Source organism: Streptomyces saintjeani (assembly GCF_055409605.1).
In genome coordinates, this window is the sequence record NZ_CP189624.1 from 529,218 (window position 1) to 551,401 (window position 22,184).

Consider the following 22,184-nt stretch of genomic DNA (forward strand, 5'->3'; position numbering starts at 1 on the left):
AGACCCCGCCATGCCCGAGTACCGCCGCATCATCCTGGACGGTTCCGCCGTCCAGGTCACCGTCGACGGGGACGAACTCGTCGCCGGTGACGGCCGCCGCGTCAAGACCGACGAGGCCCAGCACCTGCCCCCGGTCGTCCCGTCCAAGGTGATCGCCGTCCACCTCAACCACCGCAGCCGCGTCGACGAGTTCCGGATCGACCTGCCCGATACGCCCACCTACTTCCACAAGCCGACTTCCGCCCTCAACTCCCACCGGGGCGCGATCGTCCGCCCCGAGGGCTGTAAGTGGCTCAACTACGAGGGCGAGGTCGCCATCGTCATCGGCAGGACCGCACGGAACATCTCCCCGGCCGAGGCGGGCGAGTACATCGCCGGATACACCGTCGCCAACGACTACGGCCTGCACGACTTCCGCGACACCGACGCCGGGTCCATGCTCCGCGTCAAGGGCTCCGACACCCTCTGCCCGCTCGGCCCCGGCCTGGTCACCGACTGGGACTTCCACGGCAAGTACCTGCGGACGTACGTCAACGGCCAGGTGGTGCAGGACGGTTCGACCGACGAGATGCAGTGGGACATGCACTACCTCGTCGCCGACATCGCCCGCACCATCACCCTCCACCCCGGCGACGTGCTGCTGTCCGGCACCCCGGCCAACTCCCGCCCCGTACGGCCCGGCGACGTGGTCGAGGTCGAGGTCGAGGGCCTCGGCAAGCTCACCAACCACATCGTCACCGGCCCCACCGCCATCCGCACCGACGTCGGCGCCCAGCCCACCGAGTCCGAGGAGGTGCTGTCGACCGCGCTCGGCGGCGACTGGGAGTTCCGCGGCATCCGCCCGCCCCGGCGCTGACCGCCGGCTCCCTCCCGGCCTGCGACGCTGCCGCGCCGGAGCGCTGGGTAGGGTCACAGCCATGACCGATTCCGCGGACGCCCCCCAGAGCCGGGGGACGCGCAGACGCCTGAACTACGGGGAGGGGCGCGAGGCCCTGCTCAACGCCGCCGTGCGCGTGGTGGCGCGCGGCGGGCTGCGCAAGCTGACCTACCGGGCCGTAGCGCAGGAGGCGGGCGTCACCCACGGACTCGTCGTCCACCACTTCGGCTCGCGCGACGCGCTGATCGAGGAGGCACTCGCCCACACGATCCGCACCTCGCTGAGCACCAGCGCCCTCGAACCGGGCACCGGCGAGGTCGCGGACTTCTCCACCGGGCTGTCCGGCATGGTCACGGCGGCTCCGGGCACCCAGTTGTTCCAGTACGAGCTGCTGCTGGAGTCGACGCGCAGGCCGGAGCTGCTGCCGCAGATCCGCGCCCTGTACGACCAGTACTTCGACGCCAGCGAGCGCGAGTTGTCCCGCATGGTGCCCGGCGGTGCGAACCGGGCGCTGGCGCGGCTGGTCTTCGCCGCGCTGGACGGCCTCGTCCTGCACCAGCTCGTCCTCGGCGAACCGGACGTCACGGACGCGGCGCTGGACGAGCTGCGCTCCCTGCTGAGGCTCCTCGGCAACGAGGGCTCCGACCGGGCCTGACCGTCCGAAAGCCCCCTGCACTGAATAGTTCTCGCCGCACGGCATCGGCGGACCCGGCCCGGACGAGGACGACTGGCGGGTCAGCGGCGCGGCCTTCGAGTGGCACATCCGTGGCCCGATCACCCACAAGCCCGCCCACCCCGGCGACGGCCTGACCGACGCCTTCCGCACCGCTCAGGATGAGCGAGGACGAGCAGATGACCGCCCGGTCGGCGGCGGCCGAAAATCCTCCCCAAACCCCTTGCCAAACGGATAGCTCCGGCCCACCATGAGGCAAATCATTTGGACCGAAACGAAAATCACCCTCCCCCGTCCCCAGCAGGTGATCTCCAGTGGACAGTCAGACAGCGGTCGCATCGCAGACCGCGCAGGATTCCTCCATGGCAAGCAGGCTCAAGCCCAACTCACTCGGCGTTCTGGGCATCCTCTTCTTCGTCCTGTCGGCGCAGGCCCCGCTGACCGGCATCGCCGGCGCCGGGCCCATCGCCGTCGCCATCGGCAACGGAGCCGGTGTTCCCGCCGCGTACCTGGCGGCCGGTGTCGTCATCCTGCTGTTCTCCGTCGGCTTCGTCGCCATGGGCCGCCACGTCGTGGACGCCGGCGCCTTCTACACCTACATCGGCAAGGGGCTCGGCCGCCCGACCGGCTCCGGCAGCGCGGGCGTCGCCCTCTTCGCCTACTGCGCCGTCCAGGCCTCCATGTACGGGCTGTACGGCGCCACCGTGACCAGCCTGGTCGAGCACTACACCGGCGCCCACGTGGCGTGGTGGCTGTGGGCCCTGGTCACGATGGTGATCGTCCAGGTCCTGGGCGCCTCCGGCATCGAGATGGGCGCCAGGATCCTCGCCGTGTTCGTGCTGGCGGAGTTCAGCATCCTGATCGTCTTCGCCCTCGTCACCTTCGTCCGGGGCGGCGGGCCCGAGGGGCTCGGCTTTGGTGACAGCTTCTCGCCGTCGGCCATGCTCCAGGGTGCTCCGGGCGTGGCGCTCATGTTCGCCGTCGCGTCGATGTTCGGCTTCGAGGCCACCGCCATCTACGGCGAGGAGGCCCGCGAACCGCGCAGGACCGTCCCCCGGGCCACCTATCTGTCGGTCGCCGTGATCACCGGCTTCTTCGCCTTCACCTCATGGATGCTGATCTCCGCGCACGGCGCGTCCCGGGCCACCGCCGAGGCGGGCGAGGCGGTGGCGAGCGGCGACGCCGCGGCCTTCGTCTTCGCGCCGATCGCCGACCGGTTCGGCAGTTGGACGGGCGACGTGCTGCCGGTCCTGCTGGCCACCTCCCTCTTCGCCGGGATCCTGGCCTTCCACAACTCCGCCAACCGCTACCTGTTCTCCCTCGGCCGCGAAGGGCTCCTGCCGCACAAGCTGACCGCCCTCAACCGCCGCCACTCGCCCTGGGCGGCCGGCATCGTCCAGACCGCGATCTCGATCGCGCTCGTCATGCCGTTCGCCGCCCTGGGCAAGGACCCGGTGCTGACGCTCTTCTCCTGGTTCAGCGGCGTCGCGGTGCTGGGCATCATGCTGCTGTACTTCCTGACCTCCGTCTCCGTGGTGGTCTACTTCCGCCGGTCGCGCGCCGACACCCGCCTCTGGAACACCCTGATCGCCCCCGCGCTGGGCGCGCTCGGCATCGCGGGCGCCATCTGGCTCATCATCGAGAACTTCACCACGCTCATCGGCGGCGACGGGGCCACCGCGGTCTGGCTCCAGCTCAGCGTCCCCGCGGTGCTGGTCCTCGGGGTGGTCGCCGCCCGGCTGACCCGCGGCAGGGCGGCGGCGCGGAGCTGACGCGGCCCGCCCGGTGCGGCCCGGTTCCGGCCGGGCCGCACCGCGGTTCAAACCGCCGACCATATCGTTCGATATCAAACACCCTTGCTGGAGGCTCTCCCATGACGGACGTCACGCACGAGGAGTGGACGCGCCGTGCCAAGTGCCTGGACCTGTCCGGCGCCCATCACATCGACGGGGCCGACGACCCCGGCGGGGGCTCGGGTTACTCGGTCGTCTCGCCCCGTGACGGCCAGGTGCTGGCGCAGGTCGCCGACGGGGGCGCCGCGGAGGTGGACGCGGCCGTGGCCGCCGCCCGGCGGGCCTTCGACCGGGGCCCCTGGCCCCGTCTGGCGCCCGCCGAGCGGGGCCGGGTCCTGCTGCGGATCGCCGAACTCCTCGAAGAGCGGCGCGAGTCGCTCGCCCTGACCGTCACCCTGGAGATGGGCAAGCCCATCACGGACGCGTACGGCATCGAACTGCGCGCCGCCATCAACACCTTCCGCTGGTACGGGCAGCTGGCCGACAAGCTCACCGACGAGTCGCCGCACACCGCTCCGGACGCCCTCGCCCTGGTCACCCGGGAACCGGCCGGTGTCGTCGGCGCCGTCGTGCCGTGGAACTTCCCCCTCACGCTGGCCTCCTGGAAGGTGGCCCCGGCGCTGGCGGCCGGCTGCGCGGTCGTGCTCAAGCCGTCCGAGAACTCGCCGCTGTCCGCGCTGCTGCTCGGCCGGATCGCCACCGAGGCCGGGCTGCCGCCGGGCGTGCTGAACGTGGTCAACGGCAACGGGCCGGTGGCCGGGCGCGCCCTCGGCATGCACCCCGACGTCGACGTGCTGGCCTTCACCGGCTCCACCGCCGTCGGCCGCCACTTCCTGCGCTACGCCGCCGACTCCAACCTCAAACGGGTCTGGCTCGAACTCGGCGGCAAGTCCCCCAACATCGTCCTTCCCGACGCCCCCGACCTGGAGAAGGCCGCCGCCACCGCGGCCTGGGGCATCTTCTTCAACCAGGGCGAGATGTGCACCGCCCCGTCCCGGCTGCTGGTGCACTCCTCCGTCGCCGAACGCGTCACCGAGGCGATCGTGGCCCGGGCCCGGGACCTGCGCGTCGGCGACCCCCTCGACCCCGCGACCGAGATGGGCGCCCTGGTCGGCGAGAGCCACCTGGAGCGCGTGCGGGACCACATCGCCACCGGCCTCGACGAAGGCGCCCGGCTGCGTACCGGCGGCTCCCGCATCCTCACCGACACCGGCGGCAGCTTCCTGGAGCCGACCGTCTTCGACCAGGTGGACCCCGGTATGCGGCTGGCCCGCGAGGAGATCTTCGGGCCCGTCCTGTCGGTGCTCGCCTTCGACGACCTGGACGAGGCCGTACGCCTGGCCAACGCGACCGAGTACGGCCTCGCCGCCGGTCTGTGGACCTCCGACCTGTCCACCGCCCACCAGGTCTCCCGCGCGCTCAAGGCCGGCACCGTCTGGGTCAACTGCTACGAGGAGGGCGACCTGACCGTCCCCTTCGGCGGCATGAAGCAGTCCGGCAACGGCCGCGACAAGTCCGCCCACGCCCTGGAGAAGTACACCGAGCTCAAGACCACCTGGATCCAGCTGTGACCCGCCCCCTGATCGCCCTTCCCGCCCGCTTCTCGGCCACCGCCTCGGCACTGAGACACGCCGCCGAGGTCAACGCCCGCGCCCTGATCGAGGCGGTCTGGCGGGCCGGCGGCGAACCGGCGACCGTCCACCCGGCCGACCCGGCCGGCCATGACGTGGCCGCACGGCTGGCCCGCTTCGACGGGGTCCTGCTCCCCGGCGGCGGTGACCTGGCCCCCCAGCGCTACGGCGCGGCCGACACCCACGAGAGCGTCTACGACGTCGACGCCGTCCAGGACGCCTTCGACCTCGAAGTCGCCCGCCACGCACTGGAGTCGGGCCTGCCGCTGCTCGCGGTCTGCCGCGGTCTCCAGGTCGTGAACGTCGCCCTCGGCGGCACCCTGGAGCAGGACATGGGCGGACCGGAGCGCGAGCACCGCCACGTCGTGCACGCGGTGACGATCCGCCGTGGCACCCTGCTCGAACAGGCGGCCGGCACCGAGAAGGCGGACGCCTCCTGCTACCACCACCAGCGGGTGGACCGCATCGGCGCCGGACTGGCCGTCACCGCGAGGGCCGACGACGGCACGGTGGAAGGACTCGAACTCCCCGGCTCGCGGGCATGGTTCACCGCCGTCCAGTGGCACCCCGAGGACACGGCCCGCCAGGACCCCGCCCAGCAGGGACTCTTCGACGCCCTCGTCCGCGCCGCGGTGGGTGGAGTCCGTCGGCGTCCTCGGCGGGGTCGATGAGCTTCAGCACGGCGTGGGTGCCGATGAGGGCCGGCGGGGGCGGTTGCGGCGGATCGGACGAGCGTGCTCCCTCCCGGCGGTTCGACGTCGATGCTCCCGAACGGCACCGCCCGGAACCTCGGCGCCGGTTCAGGCCCTCGGGCGGCGTCCGCTGCGGCGCGGTGCCGGTGCCGCGCCGTCGAGGAGGGCGAGGCGGCGTTCCTCGCCGTGCTCCTCGACCTGGCGCACCACCTGCCGCAGCCCCTCGGCGACGCCGCGGCACTCCGTGACGCTGAGCCGCCCGGCCACGAATGCCTCCTCCTCGTTGAACGCCGGGAACACCCGCCGCATCAGCGCCTCGCCCTCCTCGGTGAGGCTGAGCAGCACCAGCCTTCCGTCGGAGGGGTGGCCTGCGCGCCGGACGAGCCCACGCTTCTCCAGCGTCCGCGAGACCCCGGTCAGCGTCCCCTTGGAGATGCCCGCCTCCTCCGCCACGTGCCGGGTCTCCGACTCGCCCCAGATCCAGACGACCCACAGGACGACGAATGCCGTCCACGTCAGGTCGGCACCGCGCAGCACGGAGTTCTCCAGGTGCTGCCGAACGGCCGAGGCGGCGCGGTAGATGTTGGCGACGACGGCCATCTGCTCGCGGTGGACGTGTGTGCCGCCGAGCTTGGCGTCGGCCAGCTTCTCGGTTTCGGTGACGGATCGATGACCGGGCACGGGCACACTCCTTCGGGACCACGCGGGCGCGGTCGGACAGCGGACATTGTTCGGGCTCAAATTGTAGAAGCGCTCAAGTCGGCCGAGGTCGACGCGGCGCGGACCCGTCCGCCGCTCGCCACCGCGCTCAGGGGCCGGAGCTGACGGACGCGGGTGTCCGGTCGGCCGTCGACCGTCTGATCAGCGCCTCCGAGCCCATGCCGTGCAGCAGCACGCTGCCCAGGACGGACAGGACGGTCGCCTGGAGGACGGTGTCGGCGGGGGTGCCGTCGGGGAGGCTGTTGTAGGCGATCAGGCCGAAGACGATCGTGGTGGTGCCCCGGGGGCCGAGGAGGCCGAGGAGCACGCGGTCCTTGCGGCCGAGGGGTGACCCGGCGAGGGCGACCAGGACGGGGACAACGCGTACGACGGTGAGGGCGGCCAGGCAGAACAGGACCGCCCGCCAGGTCACGCCGAGTTCGAAGGTCACGACCGCCGCGAGGCCGACGACGAACCACATGGTCATCGTCATGAGGGCGGTGACGTCCTCCAGGAGGACGACCTCGTGGCTGCCGAGGGAGGAGCGGTGGGCCTGGCGGCGGGCGACGAGGACGCGGTGGACGTACCGGAAGGCGATCCCGCAGACGAACGAGGTGACGAAGCCGTTGCCGCCGATCTCGACGCCGACCGTGTAGGCGATCAGCGGCGTGACCAGGATGGCGATCCGGCGTGACTGGGCGGTCGTCCAGCCGGCGTGGCCGGCCCGGTGCAGGAGCCAGGCGACGAGGCCGCCGATGAGGAGCCCGGCGATGACGGCCTTCACGGCCTGCCCGGCGGCGCTGGTCAGCGCCTCGGTGGGCGTGTGCAGGGTGCTGCTCCCGCCGGCCAGCAGCAGCGCGAACAGGAAGAGCGGCGAGACGATGCCGTCGTTGTAGCCGCCCTCGACGTTCAGCACGCTCCGTACGCGGGACGACAGCCGCCCGTCCCGTACGACGCCTTCGCTGGGCGCGAAGTCGATGGGGACGACGACGCAGGCGATGACCAGCATCAGCGCCCAGGACAGGCCGGGGAAGGCGAGTTTGCCGAGCAGCATCGCGGCGCCGAGGCTCAGCGGGAGCGCGATGAGCAGGACGCGGGCGACGAGGCGGGGCGAGTTGCCCCAGAGGCGTCCGCCGCGGATCTCGGTGGCGTCGACGAACAGCAGGAACGCGAGGATGATCTCGGCGGCGTGCTGGGCGACCTCGGTGTTGAGCGCGGCGGCGACGGAGTCCTCGACGCTGAGCCCGATCAGGACACCGGCCAGGACCATGGTCGCGGGTGCGCCGAGGTGCCAGCGCTGGAGGCGGAGCGCGGCGAGGGAGCGGATCAGGGCCATCAGCGCGGCGGCGAGGACGGTGGGGATCACTGGGGGCGGGCTTCCAGGGGGTGGGTGGGGGCGGGGCGTTCGGGGACAGAAGGGGACGTGTCGACAGTGAGCGTAACTGTCGGGCGGGAATCGGGCAGACGGGAGGCGTCACACCGGCCCGGCGGACTGCGGATCGGCCCGGACGGGCTCAGTGCGCCAGCCCCGTCACCGCCGTCGCGGCCCCCTCCACCAGCCCTCCGTACAGATCCGGCCGGATCACCGCCAGCACCGCGAACGTCGCCGCGAGGCTCAGCACGATGCCCTCCCACCGGCCCGCGAGCGAGCGGCGCTTCTTCTGCTGTCCGTGTCGTTCCATGTCTCCAGCTTCGGCGCCGGGCGGGCGGTGGGACATCCGGCAGATGTCCGGGGCACCCCCGCCGGTCGGCGGGGTGGCATCCGCCGGGAGGAGGACGGCACATGCGGCGAAAGAGGGCAGCTTTTTGGCATAGGACAAAGCTGTTAGGGTCGGCGGCGGAGGTGATCGTGTGCCCATCACGGGGACGACGGCGGCGGAGATCGCCAGAAGCGTGCGCGACCAGGTCGCGTCGGGAGCACTCCAGCCGGGGACGCTGCTGCCGCCGGTGCGGGCGCTCGGCGCGGAGCTGGGGGTCAACCGGAACACGGTGGCGCTCGCGTACCGGCGGCTCGTCGAAGCGGGGGTCGCGGAGACCCGGGGGCGGGGCGGGACCGTAGTCGCCGCCGTACCGCAGCTCGCGCGCGAGGGCGTCGGGGTCGGCGGGGAGGCCGTCGACCTGGCGAGCGGGAACCCGGACCCGGAGCTGCTGCCGGACATCCTGACGGCGGCGCGCAGGGGGCAGTACCTGTACGGGGTACCCGCCGTCGACCCGGCGCTCGCGGCCTGGGCGGACGCCGACTTCGGCGAGGACGTCGACCAGCCGTTCCGGACGCTGGTGACACACGGCGCGGTCGACGCGACCGAGCGCCTCCTGGGCGCGCACCTCACGCGCGGCGACCTGGTCGCGATCGAGGACCCCTGCTTCCTCGCGAGCATCGGCACGCTCCAGCTGAACGGCTACCGCAGCGCGCCGGTCCCGGTCGACGCGGCCGGGATGCTCCCCGAGGCTCTGCGGGCCGCCCTCGACGGCGGGGCCCGCGCGGTGGTGAACACGCCCCGCGCGCACAACCCGACCGGCGCGAGCCTGACTCCGGAGCGGGCGGCCGAGTTGCGTGCGGTTCTCGCCGACCACCCCCAGGTGCTGGTCATCGAGGACGACCACTTCTCGGCGGTGTCGGCGCGGCCGTACCTGCGCATCACCCCGCCGGGTACGGCGCGTTGGGCGCTCGTGCGGTCCGTGTCCAAGTTCCTCGGCCCGGATCTGCGGGTCGCGCTGGTCGCGGCCGACACCGAGAGCGCGGCGCGGCTGGAGGCGCGGCTCAGCGCGGGGATGACGTGGGTGAGCCGGCTGCTCCAGTACACGGTCCACGAGTTGCTGCTCGACCCGGCCGTCCACGACCTCAACGAGCGGGCCCGCGAGAGCTACGCCCGACGCGCCGACCTCCTCGTACGGCACCTGCGCGGGCACGGCACCGACGTCCCGTCCGGGGCCGACGGGCTGAATGTGTGGATCGAACTCGGCGTGGACGACCGGTCGGTGGCCGACGCCCTCGCGCGGCGGGGCTGGGCGGTGCGCCCCGGTCACCTCTTCCGCCACGACACCTCCCGGCGCGGCGCGATCCGCGTCACCACCTCCACGCTCACCGCACCGCAGGCCGAGGCGTTCGCCGCCGAACTGGCCGCTGTCGTCACCGAGTTGAGCTGACCTTCCGAGGAGTCCCGTCATGTTCCATGGCCTCAGCGCCTTCCCTCTCACCCCGACCGACGAGCACGGCGTCGACACCACCGCGTACGCCGCGCTGGTCGCCCGGCTCGCCGACGCCCGGGTCGACTCCATCGGCGCGCTCGGCTCGACCGGCGGGTACGCCTACCTCACGCGCGAACAGCGCGCCCACGCCGCGAGGACCGCCGTCGAGTCGGCGGACGGCGTCCCCGTCATGGTCGGCATCGGCGCCCTGCGCACCGCGCACGTCCTCGCGCTGGCCGAGGACGCGCAGAACGCCGGCGCCTCGGCGGTACTGCTCGCGCCGATGACGTACCACCCCCTCACCGACGACGAGGTGTTCGGGCTGTACGAGGACGTCACGCGCGAACTGTCCGTGCCGCTGTGCGTGTACGACAACCTGGCGACCACGCACGTCCGGTTCAGCGACGAACTCCTCGGGCGGATCGGGCAGTTGCCCAACGTCGGGTCGGTGAAGATCCCCGGCGAGGGGGCCGGGGCGCGGATCGGGACGCTGCGGGCGCTGCTGCCCTCGTCGGTCACGGTCGGGGTGAGTGGGGACTGGACGGCCGCCGAGGGGCTGAACTCCGGTGCGGACGTGTGGTATTCGGTGCTCGGGGGGCTGTTCCCGCGTACGGCGCTGGCGATCGCGCGGGATCCGGCGGGTGGGCTGTCCGATCGGCTGGAGCCGTTGTGGGCGTTGTTCCGGCGGCACGGGAGTCTGCGGGTGGTGTCGGCCGCCGCGTCCCGTCTGGGGCTCGTGCGGGAGCCCAACCTTCCTCGTCCGCTGCGGGAGTTGGGCGCGGTGGACCGGCGTGAGGTCGTCGCCGTGCTGGACTCGCTCGGGCTCGACGGCTGATGGGTCGGCAGCGGGATGCCGTGCGGCCGGGAGGTGCCGGGCGGTCGGGGGACATAGCCAACTCCCCTTCCGTCAAAGGTTCTTCCGGAGGCGGCCTCGCGCGGTACGTCCTCGCCGCCGCGCTCGCCCGGACCGCCGACGGGGGTGCCGTCGTCGCCGTCGTACTGCTCGTCGACGCGTCGGGGGGTTCGGGGGCGCTCGCGGGGGTGCTCGCCGCGTGTCTGACGGCGCCGCATCTCCTCGGGCCGTTCGTGGCCCGGCCGTTGGACGTCGTGCGGGACGGGCGGCGGGGGCTCGCGGTGGCGTGTCTGGTGTACGCCGCCGCGCTGGGCGTGGGGGTGGTGACGTACGGGCGGGTGCCCGCCGTCGCGACCGGGGTGCTGCTCGTCGTCGCCGGGACCTGCGGTCCGCTGCTCACCGGGGGGATCAGCAGCCGGCTCGCCGCGATCGTGGGGCCCGAGCTGCGGTCCCAACGCCGGGCGCAGGGCTGGGACGTGGCGACGTACGGCATCGGCAACACCGTCGGGCCCTCGCTGGTGGCGGCGCTGTCGGGCGAGACGTCGCCGTCGGTGGCCGCGTTGGCGCCGGCGGGTGGGGCGGGGGTCGCGGCGGGGTGCGTACTGCTGCTGCCTCACGCGCCGACCGGCCTGCGGGGGACGGCCGTTCTCCGGCCCGGGCCGACGCTGCTGCTCATCGCGCGGGACCCGCGACTGCGGCCCACCCTCTGTCTGACGATGGTCGTGGCGGTCAGCGTGTCGGCGTTGCCGGTCGTCGCCGTGGAGATGACGGGGGTTCTCGGGGTCGGGGCGTCCACGGCGGCGGCCCTGACGGCGGCGTACGGACTCGGCAAACCTCCTCGGCTCCGTCACGGTCATGATCGCCCCGCCGACCGGCGACCCGGGACGCCTCATGCGGCGGCTCGCGCTGGGCGTCGTCGCCGGGCTGTGCGTGGTCGCGGCGAGCCGTGACATCGGCCTCTCGGTCACCGCGTTCGCCCTGACCAGAGTCCTCAACGCCCTCTTCTTCACCGCGACACTGGCCGCCCGCACGGAGTACGCGCCCGCCGGTGCCCGAGGGCAGGTGTTCATCTGGGTGGCGGCACTGAAAATCACGGCGGGCTCGGCGGGGACGGCTCTCGCGGGGGGGTCTGTCGGGGGTGGACGTACGGCTGCCGCTGGTGCTGGGCGTTGCCGGGATCGCGGGGGCGGTGGGGGTGGCGACGCTGGAGCAGAGAAATCGACCGCCTCACGCCCACAAGCGGTGCTGAGCGGGTCTGGCGAAGTCGGCCGCGCCCCGGCGGCAGCCGGTCGGTGAGACGGATTCGCTCGCGCCGGTCGGTTCACTGTACAGTTCAGTCGTTCCATTGGACCATCGAGGCTGGCTCCAGCCCACCGGATCGGACCCCGCGCATGACTGCCCTCCACATCAGCCCCGCCGTCGCCGAGGCGTTCCCCGGCGCGCTCATCGCCGTCGTCACCGCCTCCGGTCTGCGCGGTCACGAGGGCTGGCCCGACACGGTCGCCGCCCTCGCGGAGTTGGAGCGGCAGCTCGCGGACGGGGCCTGGGCGCCGGCCGACGAGGCCGACCCCCGTATCGAGGCGTGGCACACGGCGTACCGCTCCTTCGGCACGAACCCGCGCCGCATCCGCCCCAGCGTGGACGCGCTCGGGCGACGCATGGCGAAGAAGGGTTCGCTGCCCCGGATCAACCCGGCGGTGGACTCGTACAACGCGGTGTCCGTACGGCACGGGCTGCCGGCCGGCGCCTTCGACCTCGACCACGTCACCGGCGACATCGAGATCCGGTACGCGGAGGGCACCGAGACGTTCACGCCCCTCGGCGAGCCGGACGTCGTCGAGACCCCCAAGGCGGGCGAGGTGATCTACGTCGACACCACGGACGTCCTGACGCGGCACTGGAACCACCGGGACGCCCACCGCACGCGGGTCACGGAGGACTCGGCGCGGGTGGCGTTCGTGCTGGAGACCCTGCACGCCGACCGGGACGGCCACCTGGTGAAACTCGCGGCGGAGGAACTCCAGGGCCTGCTGGCGCCGCACGCCGGGCAGACGGCCGTGGAGTACCTCAGCGCCGGCTGAGAGCGCCGGGGGCTTCGGGCGGCAGCTGCACGGTCATGAGCAGCCGGCACGTCTGCGCCCCCGCCCCCCGATACGCGTGCGGCACATCCCCGTCGAACGTCGCCGTCCGCCCCGCCTCGACCGCATGCTCCGTACCGTCCACCACCAGTACCATCCGCCCCGCCAGCACACTGACCGTCTCCACCACCCCCGTCTGATGCGGGTTGCTGGCGTACTCCTCCCCCGGCTCCAGCCGCCACCGCCACACCTCGACCGGCGCGGCCCCGGCCGTGGTCAGCATCAGCCGCGCCTCACCGCCCCGCTCCCCCTCCCACAGCGGGCTGACGTCCTCGGCGGCGACGATGCGGACGCGCCCCTCGGCCGGCCCCTGCATCAGCGCGGACACGGAGATGCCGAGCGTGTCGGCGAGCCGGACGAGGGTCGCCAGGTTCGGGTTCCCCTGCGCCTTCTCCAGCGCCACGAGCGCACCCTTGCTGACCTGCGCGCGCCGGCTCAACTCGTCCAGGGAGAGCCCGGCACGCGTCCGGGCGGCCCGCACATTGCCCGCGACCGCCCGCAACGCCGTGACCGCCTCGGCCATCAGGTCCACATCCCCACGGTCGTTCCATTACGCGATCCGGTCGTTCGACCCCATCCTAGGCGACGCGCCCCGGCACGTGCCGTCCGGCCGCCTCACCGGCGGGAACACGCCGGGCCCGCGCCGTACTTCGCCCGCTCCTCCGTGCTGAAGTCACGCCCCACGGCCCGGCAGACCTGCGCCACGGCCGCGTCCGGCGCGGGCATGCCGATGCCCCACAGCCGCACGGTCCCGTCGGCGCCCGCCGTAGCGGCCGTCCGCCCGTCTCGGCTCGCGGCGATCGCGGTGAGCGGCCCGTCGTGTCCGGCGAGCACGGCACGCAGCCGCCCGGTCGCGACGTCCCAGACCCGCGCGGCCCGGTCGTCGCTCGCGGTGAGCAGCGTGTGCCCGTCGGGCGTGAAGGCGAGCGCGGTGATGTTCCCCTCCTGCCCGGCGATGGTCCCCAGCCCGTCGTTGCGGCTGAGCTGCTTCTCGCCGGTGTCCGTGTCCCACATCCACACGACCCCGCCGTCGTTCACGGCGACCGTGCGGCTGTCGGGGCTGAACACCGGGTGCGCGTCGTCGGGGAGCGCCATCACCGCGACCAGCTCGTACGTCCGCCCGCCGCTCGCCAGCCGCACCACCCCGTCCCGCACCACGGCCCGGGCCCGCCCGTCCGGACTGACCACGGTCCCCGTCCGCCTCGCGACCCGCGTCCCGCCCAGCCGCTCCCCCGTCACGACATCCCAGTTCCGTACGACACCGTCGTCACCCGTCACCGCGAGCTCCCGCCCGCCGGAGCCGAACTCCAGCGCGGTCACCGGCACTTGGGCGCCACCGAGACTCCGCCCGACCGGCACCTCCCACAGCCGTACGGTCCCGTCGTCGCCGCCGGTCGCGAGGGTCCGGCCGTCCGGACCGAACGCCGGCGCGGAGACGGGGCCCGCGTGGCCGGGGTACGCGGCGCGCACGGTGCGGCTCGCGACGTCCCAGAGCCGTACGACATGGTCGTGGCCGCCGGTCGCGAGCGTGCGGCCGTCCGGACCGAACGCCACGGCGTCGGCCTGATCGCCGGCCAGGGTGGCGCGCAGGCGTCCGGTGGCGGTGTCCCACAGGCCGACGCTCCTGAGCCCGCCGCCGACGGCGAGGGTGCGGCCGTCGGGGCTGAACGCCGTTGTCGTGGCGGCGTTCTCGGCCGCGGTGAGGGTCGTCCGGAGGCGGCCGTCGCTCCACAGGCGGACGGTGCGGAAGTCGTTGCTCGTGGTGGCGAGGGTGCGGCCGTCGGGGCTGAAGCGGAGTTCCTGGACGAGGTCGTCGGTGGGGTGGGTGAGGGTCGTCCGGAGGCGGCCGGTCATGGTGTCCCAGAGGCGGATGGTCCGGTCCTCGCCCGCGGCGGCGTAGGTGCGCGCGTCGGGGGTGAAGGCCGCTGCGGTGGGGTGGGCGACGTGGAAAGCCCAGGTCGCGCCCGGACGGCCGGTCGCCGTGTCCCACCGGCGCAGGGTGCCGTCGGCATAGCCGGTCACCAGGGTGCGGCCGTCGGGGGCGAACCGCAGGGCGCGTACGAGGTTCTCGGGCTGGTGCGGCAGACTCCTGCGCAGGCGTCCGGTCCGGGTGTCCCAGACCTTCACCGCGCGCGTGTCGTCGGCGGAACCCCCGGCGGTGGCGAGGGTGGTGCCGTCGGGGCTGAACGCCAGGGTCAGCACGGCGTCGTGGTGTCCGGCGAGGCGGCGCCTGAGCGGGAGGGCCGCCGCGTTGCGCAGGACGGTGTCCGCCTCGTCGGTGGCGGCGGTCCGGTACGCCCGTACGGCGAGGAGGGCGGCCAGATCGGGGTCCGTGTCCATCAGGTCACGGGACTCGACGGACAGCAGCCGGGACACATTCTGTTTCTGGGACATCAATGCGTTCCGGGTCTCCCGCAATTCCCTCTCGCGCTGCCAGAAGATCGATCCGCCCGCGATCAACACGGTGATGAGAACACCGATCAGGAATACGATTCTCCGCCCACCAGGCTTCATCAGGTGAATGTACTGCGAGTATTTTGGGCGGGGAACGGCCTGTGCGACGCCACGTCGACCGACAGGAGTCCCTCGTGTCAGAGAACCCCTCTCCGCCCACAGGCTGGCGGCGTTATCTGCGGGACAGTCATTTCGTCGCCACGGCGATCGTCGCGCCGGTCGTCGTCTCGCTGATCGTGCTCGGGCTGACCGGTGGTTTCTCGTGGATCGGGGACCGGTTCGAGGAGAAGAAACCTCCCTTGTACGTTTCCGGCTCCCGTCCCCCGAGAGTCGCCGAGTCCCCCAGGCCGGCCGGCCAGCCGGAGGCGGAGACACAGGGCATCCGATCCCTGTCGAGCGCATATCTGTGCCCGTGGGAGGCGTGGGTGGTGACGAGGCCACCCGGCGACTTCGGTACCGTACCCGTGCTCGGGGACGGCAGTCCCGACCCGGCGTTCATCAGCGCCGACACCGCCGGGGACCCCTCCTCCACCCACGTCGTCATCGACCTCCAGCCCGTCGACGACCGGCCGCTCCAGATCAAGGAGCTGAGGATCAGGGTGCTCGAACGGCGACCGGCTCCGACCGCCGGGCAGGCGACCTTGGTGGGGCTCAAGACCTGGGGGTGCGGAGCCGGTCCGACCCCCCTGGTCGCCCGCGCCGACCTCGACGGCGGCGCCGATTTCGCGACCGTCTCGCTCGCGGGAGCCACGAAACTCCCTCAAGAACTCGTCGACGGAAAGTCCTTGCTGATCGACCTCGTAGTAAAGACCCGGACCTGTGACTGCGTCTGGATTCCCGAGATCGTGTGGAACAAGGACGGAAAGACGAGGACGACGGAATTCCGTTTGAACGGAAAGAACTTCCGCACCATTCCGGCCGAGGGGCTGGAGCGCCGCGCATGGGAAAGGGACCAGAACACTCAGGAATGGTCGAAGACGGTCTTCGACGAGTCGATCCTGGACTGACACCGGCTTCTTTCCGTCAACTTCTTTCCGTCAGCGGCGCAGCCCCAGCACCGATGCCCCCGCGTACCGCGCCTGCGCCCCCAACTCCTCCTCGATCCGGACGAGTTGGTTGTACTTCGCGGTCCGGTCCGCCCGGGAGAGGGAGCCGGTCTTGATCTGGCCGCAGCCCGTCGCGACGGCGAGGTCGGCGATCGTGGTGTCCTCGGTCTCGCCGGAGCGGTGGGACATGACGACGGTGTAGCCGGCGCGGTGAGCCGTGGACACCGTGGCGAGGGTCTCCGTGAGGGTGCCGATCTGGTTGACCTTCACGAGGATCGAGTTGGCGATGCCGTCGCGGATACCGGCGCTCAGGAGGGTCTCGTTCGTACAGAAGACGTCGTCGCCGGTGAGCTGGCAGCGGTCGCCGAGGCTCGCGGTCAGTTCGCGCCAGCCCTCGTGGTCGTCCTCGCCCATCGGGTCCTCGATGGAGGCGACGGGGTAGCGCTCGACGAGCCCGGCGAGGTACGCGGCGTGCTCACCGGGCGTCCGTCGCACGCCTTCACCGGCGTAGTCGTACACCCCGTCCCGGAAGAACTCCGAGGCGGCCGGGTCCATGACGAGGGTGATGTCGGTGCCCGGCTTGTAGCCGCTGCGCTCGATCGCCTGGACGACGAAGTCGAGCGCCTCGTCGGCCGTACGCAGATCCGGCGCGAACCCGCCCTCGTCCCCGACGTTGACGCTGTGTCCGGCGGCGAGGAGGCTCCCGCGCAGGGTGTGGAAGACCTCGGAGCCCATGCGTACGGCCTCGGCGAAGGTCGCCGCGCCGATGGGGGCGATCATGAACTCCTGGAAGTCGAGCGGGTTGTCGGCGTGGGCGCCGCCGTTGACGATGTTCATCATCGGCACGGGCAGGAGCCGCGCGTCGACGCCGCCGACGTAGCGGTAGAGCGGCAGCCGGTGGGCGGCGGCAGCGGCCTTCGCGGTGGCGAGCGAGACGCCGAGCAGGGCGTTGGCGCCGAGGCGTGACTTGGTGGGCGTGCCGTCCAGCTCGATCATCGTGCGGTCGACGGTCGCCTGGTCCTCGGCGTCGAGGCCGACGACCGCGTCCGCGACGGACTCGTTCACGGCGTCGACCGCGCGGCGCACTCCCTTGCCGTGGAAGCGGTCCGGGTCGCCGTCCCGCAGCTCGACCGCCTCCCGGGCGCCGATCGAGGCACCCGACGGGACGGCGGCGCGGCCGAGGGAGCCGTCCTTCAGTTCCACGTCCACCTCGACGGTGGGGTTGCCCCGGCTGTCGATGATCTCCCGGGCGACGACCCTGCTGATCGCGGTCACGACACGTCTCCTCACGCTGGGCCCGCGTGGCACCGGAAGGGTACGGAAGGGTGCCGACGGATGCGGGTGGACTTTAAGTTCCGACTGGAAACAAAGTGAGTCCCGAAAGGGAACTTACTATGGGTCCATGAGGATGCACAACGCCGACGAGACCTGCGGCATCGCGCGGGCCGCCCTCGTCCTGGGCGACTGGTGGAACGTACTCGTGCTGCGCGAAGTCGCCGGTGGCCATGTCCGCTTCGACGCGCTCGCCGCGGAGATCGGCATGTCCCGCAAGGTCCTCACGGAGCGGCTCGGGCGGCTGGTCGCGCAGGGGGTGCTGCGGCGGAGCCTGTACCAACGGCGGCCCGTGCGGTACGAGTACGTGTTCACCGACGCCGGTGCGGCGCTGTTGCCGGTGCTGGTCGCGATGCAGGACTGGGGGGACCGGTGGGTGCTGGGGGACGGGGAGTTGACCGCGTCCACCTCGCAGGACGGCGCCGAGCGGGCTCGCGTACGGGGGTTGGTGGGGGCGCGGCTTCCCTCGGCGCTGGTGTCGCCGGGGGCCGTCGCGACCGTGGTGTTCGCGTATCCCGGTACGGGTGTCGAGTGGGGGGAGATTCCGGGTGCGGCGGGGTGCACGCTGGAGCACCGGCTCTTCCGGGAGGCTTGGCCGTCGTTCCGGCGTGCGGGGGTGGCGGTGTGCGGCCTCAGCACACAACTCCCCGAGGAACAGGCCGAGTTCGCGCGGGCCGAGGGGATTCCGTATCCGCTGGTGTCGGACGCGGACCACGAGGTGACCGCCGCCCTGCGCCTCCCGACGTTCCGGGGAGCCGGACGGCTGCGGCACAAGCGGCTGATCCTCGTCGCGGATACGGAGGGGACGGTGCGGCACACACTGTTTCCGGTGGCGGACATTCCACACGCGGTGAAGGAGAGCTTGCGGCTGGCCGGGGGGTGACGGGGCGGGGCGCGGGCGCGGCTTCGGGGATCCAGATGCCACGAACTGTCCCGAATGCCAGACACCGCCCCGAGCACCGGGCACCGCCCCGGATGCCGGGCACCGTACGCCGCTTCAGGTGCCGCGCCCCCTCAGCCCCGCATCGCCACCCTGCACAACTCCCCCAACGCCCCGTCGATGGCGTGCGGTTGCGGTCTGCCGGAGACGTCGAGCCGGTTCCACCTCTGGAGGTTGACCGCGACCGCCAGTTGCCGTTCGCCGTCCGCGCGGGCCATGGCCAGCGTTCCGCCACCCCAGACCGTGCCGCCGTGTCCCCAGTAGGTGGCGTCCCATCATCACCGCCCATAGCCTGATCCGCCGAGCCTGGACCACCCATCGCGGGGAGGGACGCCCCCGCCGCCGACCGTGAACGACCATGCGCCGTCCCCCCGAAGTCCGGATCGCGCTGCTGAGTGGTCTCAGCGCAGTCCGCTCCGCTTGATCTCCTTCACACTGCGCCCGGGGCGGCTTGCCGCTCCTGGTTGTCTGCCAGGAAGTCGGTGACCCGGTGGTTCGTCCGGGCGGGCACGGCGGTGGGCATGGCGAAGTGGGTGAGTTCGGCGAGGATCTCGATCCGGGCGTCCGGCACGGCCTTGCGGGTCCGGGCGGCGGCCGACGACCGGTTTCCGGTGCGTGAAGCCCGAGGCCGCCAAGGCATAGAGCCGCTTCCGGCCCAGGCCGGTGTCGGTCCCCGCGGTCTCGCGGTCCAGGTAGGCGCGCGCACGGGCTTCCGTCGGGCGCAGCAGGAAACCGGGGCGGAAGCCGGCGAAGCACTGGGCCGGGTCGAGCAGTACCAGCCGATCGACCCGCCGTACAGCGTGCAGCGCGTCCAACCAGGCCACCAGGTCGGTGGTTGTGCGCAGCGGGCGCCCGCCGAGGATGTCGACGGCCGGCACCCGGTGGTGCGTGCCGAGTACCGGGGCATTGGCGAACCAGACCGCGCCGGTGGAGCCGCCGTGCGAGCGGGATGGCGGCGAGGTCGTCCCAGGTGATGGTGCCGGCCTCGCACGCCGACGAGGTGCGCGCTGTCGACGTGAAGATACGCAGACGGGTTCACGGAATCCCGGTGTGGTCGGCCGAGCGGCACCTCCTCAGCCAGACACGGACATCATGTCGGCGAGCTCCCGCAGGTCCTGTGCGCGGTGGGTGGGCTCGGACATCGTCTGCGGGTAGACGGAGGCTCCGCGCCGCAGCCAGGCGCCGCCGAGCCCGGCTCGCCGCGCTCCGTCGATGTCCCAGGGATGTACGGCGACGAGCAGGGTCTGGTCCGGCCGGACTCCGGCCTGCTCGACGCAGTACCGATAGGCGGCGGGTGCGGGCTTCCAGCAGCGCGGACCGCGCACGTCCAGCAGGGCCTCGAAGCGGTCCAGAAGCCCCGCCTCGGCCAGTAGCCGTTCGGTCAGGGCGGCGCTGCCGTTGGTCATGGCCACCAGCCGATACCCGGCGTCGCTCAACTTCCGTACGCCGTCCGGCACATCGGGGTGCACGTCCAGGTGGGCGAAGCCGTCCAGGACGTGCTGGGCTGCGGCTTCCGCGTCCCCCGCCCAGTCCTCCAGCCCGGACAGCACCGCCCGCACACCGTCGCGGGCGACAGACGTGAAGTCCGCATACGCCCCGGCGGCCGTCAGCGCGAATCCGTCCCTCAGTACTCCGGCGAACCAGGTCGGCATCACATGCCCGGGGGCGCCGACGTCCTCGAAGCGGACGCGCAGCGGGGTGAGGTCACTGAGCGTCTCGTTGACGTCGAAGACGAGGACCTGGTGACCGTCGGCGGGCATTGATCTCCTCCACTCCACTCTGCTCACACGCGCCGCGTCAGGCTCAAGAGCGGCGCGGTGAAGCTGTCCAGCCGCGTTCCCAACCTCACAGGGCGATACATCTAGGCTGCGAGCACACGCCGCCCTCCCAGCGCCCGCGGGAGCGACAGCTCTCCACTTGCTTCCGCGTGCTCCAGGTGCATCGACGGCTGGAGCACGCGGGCGGTCCGGGACTCGTCGCATACGGCGGCTTCCTGGCCGTGCGCGAGCATGCGCCCCAGGGCCTGCCGGATACGGGTCGCCGGCTCGTCGATGCAGATACGTTCCTCCGCGTAGGCGTGGGCCAGACTGTGCAGTCGGAAGCGGCCAGGTGCCGTGCGCCGGATCAGGTGCGTCGCCACGAGGGTGTCGAGGTGGTGCTCGACGGCGGAGACCGGTTCGTCCATGAGCGCGGCAGCCGTGGCGGCGTCCACATCCTGCGGTGGATGGAGCGCCAGGAGGCGCAGCAGCAGCCGCGCGCCCCTGGGCAGTCGCGCGTCGGAGGCGGCGAGCGCGGCCCGTACTCCGTCCTCCAGGGCCAGGGTGGTCAGGGGCTCCCGGTAGTAGTCACCCAGCGCCCACGCGGGATGGTCTCGCATGTGGCGGCCGATGATCGACAGTGCCATCGGCAGGTGCTCCAGGACGTGGGCGATCCGCCGGACGGCCGGGAGGTCCGGGTCTACGCGGGCGGCTCCCGCCGTCTCCCGCAGCAGTTCCAGGGAGTCGTCCGGGTCGAGCACCGGTACCGGCAGGCGGGCTACGGCGTCCAGGCCGGTCAGGGTGTGACGGCTGGTGATCAGAGTGCGGCAGTCACGGACCCCGGGCAGAAGCGTCCGTAGCTGTTCCGCATCCGCCGCGTCGTCCAGGACGACCAGGGCGCCCGTGCCCGCCAGCAGTTGACGGCAGAGGACGGCCCGGCCGTCGAGCCCGTACGGAATACGGTCCCCGGTGACACCCAGCAGGCGCAGGAAGGTCTCCAGTACCGCTGCCGAGTCGGCGGGCGGGCCCTGCGGTGCGCTGCCTCGCAGGTTCGCGAAGAGGACGGGCACGTCGGGACGTTCCTCGGCGAGCAGCCGGTGGGCGACGTGCAGGGCCAGTGACGTCTTGCCTGCGCCCGCCATGCCCTCCAGTACCAGCGCGGGCGCGTCTGCGCCGACGTTCAGCAGGGCTTCCGCCCGAGCCACCAGATCGGTCCTGCCGACGAACGAGGGGAGTCCGGCGGGCAGTCGGTCGTAGACGCTGACCCGTGCGGCGGCCTCGGCCTCGCCGAGTACCGCGCGCAGTGACTGCCGCCAGGCGGAGACGACGGCTTCGTCGGCGCCGACGAGGGCATGCACCACGGCCAGCAGCAGATCGGAGTTGGGCCGGCGGCGGCCGACCTGGAAGCAGTTGCCCACGGTCGAGCGGGCCGGCCATTCGCCGCGCGGCCGTCCGGTCCGCTGCCATTCCCGGTGGATGCGCCGCGTGATCTCGGTGATCGACGGGTTGCCCACCCACGACTTCAGCAGTCTCAGTTCGGCGATGAATTCGTCCATCGTGCGGGCTTTCCCCGGATCCAGCACTTGCGGCACGAACATCCTCCCCCATGGGACACCTGGGCCACGAAAAACTTGGAACGACTGTTTCAAGTTAGACGGAGGGGGGCCGCGACTGTCAAGCGGCTTCTGTCTGTCGAGATCCAGCCACGCAGTGCATCCAGGATCATCCACGATCTGTCCGGAAGCCCTTGTTCCGTCCTGATGCTGAGGGCCGTCTCGACCACTGGCACCGCGGGAATCCCGGCCAGGCCCTACGTGCCCCGTTCCAGGACAGGAGTCCGTGTACAGCCATGTCCGACATCGCTCCTGGCTCTCGGCGGCTGCTACGCGAGCACCTTCCTGGCGGCCCTGAGGGCCGAGAACCCGGAGGCCGACGCCTCCGGGGCCGGCTTCCGGGTCGACGCGACCCCCGTGAGCGCGCCGACCCGGTTCTCCGAGATCACCGTGCGGGTGTCCGCTCCCGCCGCCCTCCGGGACCTGATCCCCAAGCCCCTGCTCAAGGCCGAGCGGGGCCGCATCGTCCACAACTCGATCCGCGACGCGGTGACGGT

General features: G+C 72.3%; 20 protein-coding genes and 1 pseudogene. 11 read left to right on the forward strand and 10 right to left on the reverse strand.

Going from position 1 to position 22,184, the window contains the following annotated elements; all coding sequences use genetic code 11:
• Positions 1–10 precede the first annotated feature (10 nt).
• The 5 genes from ACQCO7_RS02455 to ACQCO7_RS02475 all read left to right on the forward strand — a co-directional run bounded on the left by ACQCO7_RS02455 (position 11) and on the right by ACQCO7_RS02475 (position 5,645).
• Positions 11–856, forward strand: a complete 846-nt coding sequence (locus ACQCO7_RS02455) for a fumarylacetoacetate hydrolase family protein (protein ID WP_464070211.1) — start codon at positions 11–13, stop codon at positions 854–856.
• 61 nt (positions 857–917) lie between these two features.
• On the forward strand, positions 918–1,532 hold the full coding sequence (locus ACQCO7_RS02460; RefSeq protein ID WP_464070212.1) for a TetR/AcrR family transcriptional regulator: 615 nt from the start codon (positions 918–920) through the stop codon (positions 1,530–1,532).
• A gap of 332 nt (positions 1,533–1,864) precedes the next feature.
• Entirely contained in the window at positions 1,865–3,322 is a 1,458-nt protein-coding gene (locus ACQCO7_RS02465) for an APC family permease (protein ID WP_464070213.1), read from the forward strand.
• 101 nt (positions 3,323–3,423) lie between these two features.
• Positions 3,424–4,914, forward strand: a complete 1,491-nt coding sequence (locus ACQCO7_RS02470; RefSeq protein WP_464070214.1) for an aldehyde dehydrogenase — start codon at positions 3,424–3,426, stop codon at positions 4,912–4,914.
• Positions 4,911–5,645, forward strand: coding sequence for a gamma-glutamyl-gamma-aminobutyrate hydrolase family protein (locus tag ACQCO7_RS02475; RefSeq protein WP_464070215.1), 735 nt, complete (start codon positions 4,911–4,913; stop codon positions 5,643–5,645). The genes ACQCO7_RS02470 and ACQCO7_RS02475 overlap by 4 nt, the downstream gene beginning before the upstream one ends.
• 129 nt (positions 5,646–5,774) lie before the next feature.
• On the opposite strand, the gene ACQCO7_RS02480 is transcribed toward ACQCO7_RS02475, so the two are convergent.
• The 3 genes from ACQCO7_RS02480 to ACQCO7_RS02490 all read right to left on the reverse strand — a co-directional run bounded on the left by ACQCO7_RS02480 (position 5,775) and on the right by ACQCO7_RS02490 (position 8,047).
• A complete protein-coding gene (locus tag ACQCO7_RS02480) occupies positions 5,775–6,347 on the reverse strand; it encodes a MarR family winged helix-turn-helix transcriptional regulator (RefSeq protein WP_464070216.1) in 573 nt (190 codons plus the stop codon).
• Positions 6,348–6,474: 127 nt separating this feature from the next.
• Complete coding sequence (locus tag ACQCO7_RS02485) at positions 6,475–7,731, reverse strand: cation:proton antiporter domain-containing protein (RefSeq protein ID WP_464070217.1); 1,257 nt, start codon at positions 7,729–7,731, stop codon at positions 6,475–6,477.
• A gap of 148 nt (positions 7,732–7,879) precedes the next feature.
• Positions 7,880–8,047, reverse strand: coding sequence for a hypothetical protein (locus ACQCO7_RS02490; protein WP_464070218.1), 168 nt, complete (start codon positions 8,045–8,047; stop codon positions 7,880–7,882).
• A gap of 169 nt (positions 8,048–8,216) precedes the next feature.
• Between ACQCO7_RS02490 and ACQCO7_RS02495 the strand changes: the two genes are divergently transcribed.
• The 4 genes from ACQCO7_RS02495 to ACQCO7_RS02510 all read left to right on the forward strand — a co-directional run bounded on the left by ACQCO7_RS02495 (position 8,217) and on the right by ACQCO7_RS02510 (position 12,488).
• Positions 8,217–9,512: an aminotransferase class I/II-fold pyridoxal phosphate-dependent enzyme gene (locus tag ACQCO7_RS02495; protein ID WP_464070219.1), complete on the forward strand. Its 1,296-nt coding sequence runs from the start codon at positions 8,217–8,219 to the stop codon at positions 9,510–9,512.
• A gap of 19 nt (positions 9,513–9,531) precedes the next feature.
• Entirely contained in the window at positions 9,532–10,389 is an 858-nt protein-coding gene (locus tag ACQCO7_RS02500) for a dihydrodipicolinate synthase family protein (protein ID WP_464070220.1), read from the forward strand.
• Positions 10,390–10,409: 20 nt separating this feature from the next.
• Positions 10,410–11,357: a hypothetical protein gene (locus ACQCO7_RS02505; RefSeq protein ID WP_464070221.1), complete on the forward strand. Its 948-nt coding sequence runs from the start codon at positions 10,410–10,412 to the stop codon at positions 11,355–11,357.
• Positions 11,358–11,798: 441 nt separating this feature from the next.
• Positions 11,799–12,488 carry a B3/B4 domain-containing protein gene (locus ACQCO7_RS02510; protein WP_464070222.1) on the forward strand — a complete coding sequence of 230 codons (690 nt, stop codon included), beginning with the start codon at positions 11,799–11,801 and terminating at the stop codon, positions 12,486–12,488.
• Here the strand turns inward: ACQCO7_RS02510 and ACQCO7_RS02515 are convergent.
• Together ACQCO7_RS02515 and ACQCO7_RS02520 are read right to left on the reverse strand one after the other, a co-directional pair.
• Positions 12,475–13,068, reverse strand: a complete 594-nt coding sequence (locus ACQCO7_RS02515) for a helix-turn-helix domain-containing protein (RefSeq protein ID WP_464077128.1) — start codon at positions 13,066–13,068, stop codon at positions 12,475–12,477. The genes ACQCO7_RS02510 and ACQCO7_RS02515 overlap by 14 nt on opposite strands.
• A gap of 92 nt (positions 13,069–13,160) precedes the next feature.
• Positions 13,161–14,939: a WD40 repeat domain-containing protein gene (locus tag ACQCO7_RS02520; protein ID WP_464070223.1), complete on the reverse strand. Its 1,779-nt coding sequence runs from the start codon at positions 14,937–14,939 to the stop codon at positions 13,161–13,163.
• Positions 14,940–15,133: 194 nt separating this feature from the next.
• Between ACQCO7_RS02520 and ACQCO7_RS02525 the strand changes: the two genes are divergently transcribed.
• A complete protein-coding gene (locus ACQCO7_RS02525; RefSeq protein WP_464070224.1) occupies positions 15,134–16,006 on the forward strand; it encodes a hypothetical protein in 873 nt (290 codons plus the stop codon).
• A 30-nt stretch (positions 16,007–16,036) separates the two neighbouring features.
• Here ACQCO7_RS02525 and eno read toward each other — a convergent pair whose 3' ends face one another.
• Positions 16,037–17,320 carry a phosphopyruvate hydratase gene (gene eno, locus ACQCO7_RS02530; protein ID WP_464070225.1) on the reverse strand — a complete coding sequence of 428 codons (1,284 nt, stop codon included), beginning with the start codon at positions 17,318–17,320 and terminating at the stop codon, positions 16,037–16,039.
• A 127-nt stretch (positions 17,321–17,447) separates the two neighbouring features.
• Here eno and ACQCO7_RS02535 point away from each other — a divergent pair, with 127 nt between their 5' ends.
• Positions 17,448–18,260, forward strand: coding sequence for a winged helix-turn-helix transcriptional regulator (locus ACQCO7_RS02535; protein ID WP_464070226.1), 813 nt, complete (start codon positions 17,448–17,450; stop codon positions 18,258–18,260).
• A gap of 131 nt (positions 18,261–18,391) precedes the next feature.
• Here the strand turns inward: ACQCO7_RS02535 and ACQCO7_RS02540 are convergent.
• The 4 genes and pseudogenes from ACQCO7_RS02540 to ACQCO7_RS02555 form a co-directional block, all read right to left on the reverse strand.
• Positions 18,392–18,583 (reverse strand): annotated as a pseudogene (locus tag ACQCO7_RS02540) (hydrolase); the annotation flags it as partial.
• 164 nt (positions 18,584–18,747) lie between these two features.
• Positions 18,748–18,957, reverse strand: a complete 210-nt coding sequence (locus ACQCO7_RS02545) for a hypothetical protein (protein ID WP_464070227.1) — start codon at positions 18,955–18,957, stop codon at positions 18,748–18,750.
• 433 nt (positions 18,958–19,390) lie between these two features.
• Positions 19,391–20,077: a haloacid dehalogenase type II gene (locus ACQCO7_RS02550; RefSeq protein ID WP_464070228.1), complete on the reverse strand. Its 687-nt coding sequence runs from the start codon at positions 20,075–20,077 to the stop codon at positions 19,391–19,393.
• Between the two features lie 101 nt (positions 20,078–20,178).
• Positions 20,179–21,666 (reverse strand): NB-ARC domain-containing protein, encoded by a 1,488-nt coding sequence (locus ACQCO7_RS02555; RefSeq protein WP_464070229.1) that lies wholly within the window; start codon positions 21,664–21,666, stop codon positions 20,179–20,181.
• Positions 21,667–22,184: the final 518 nt, after the last annotated feature.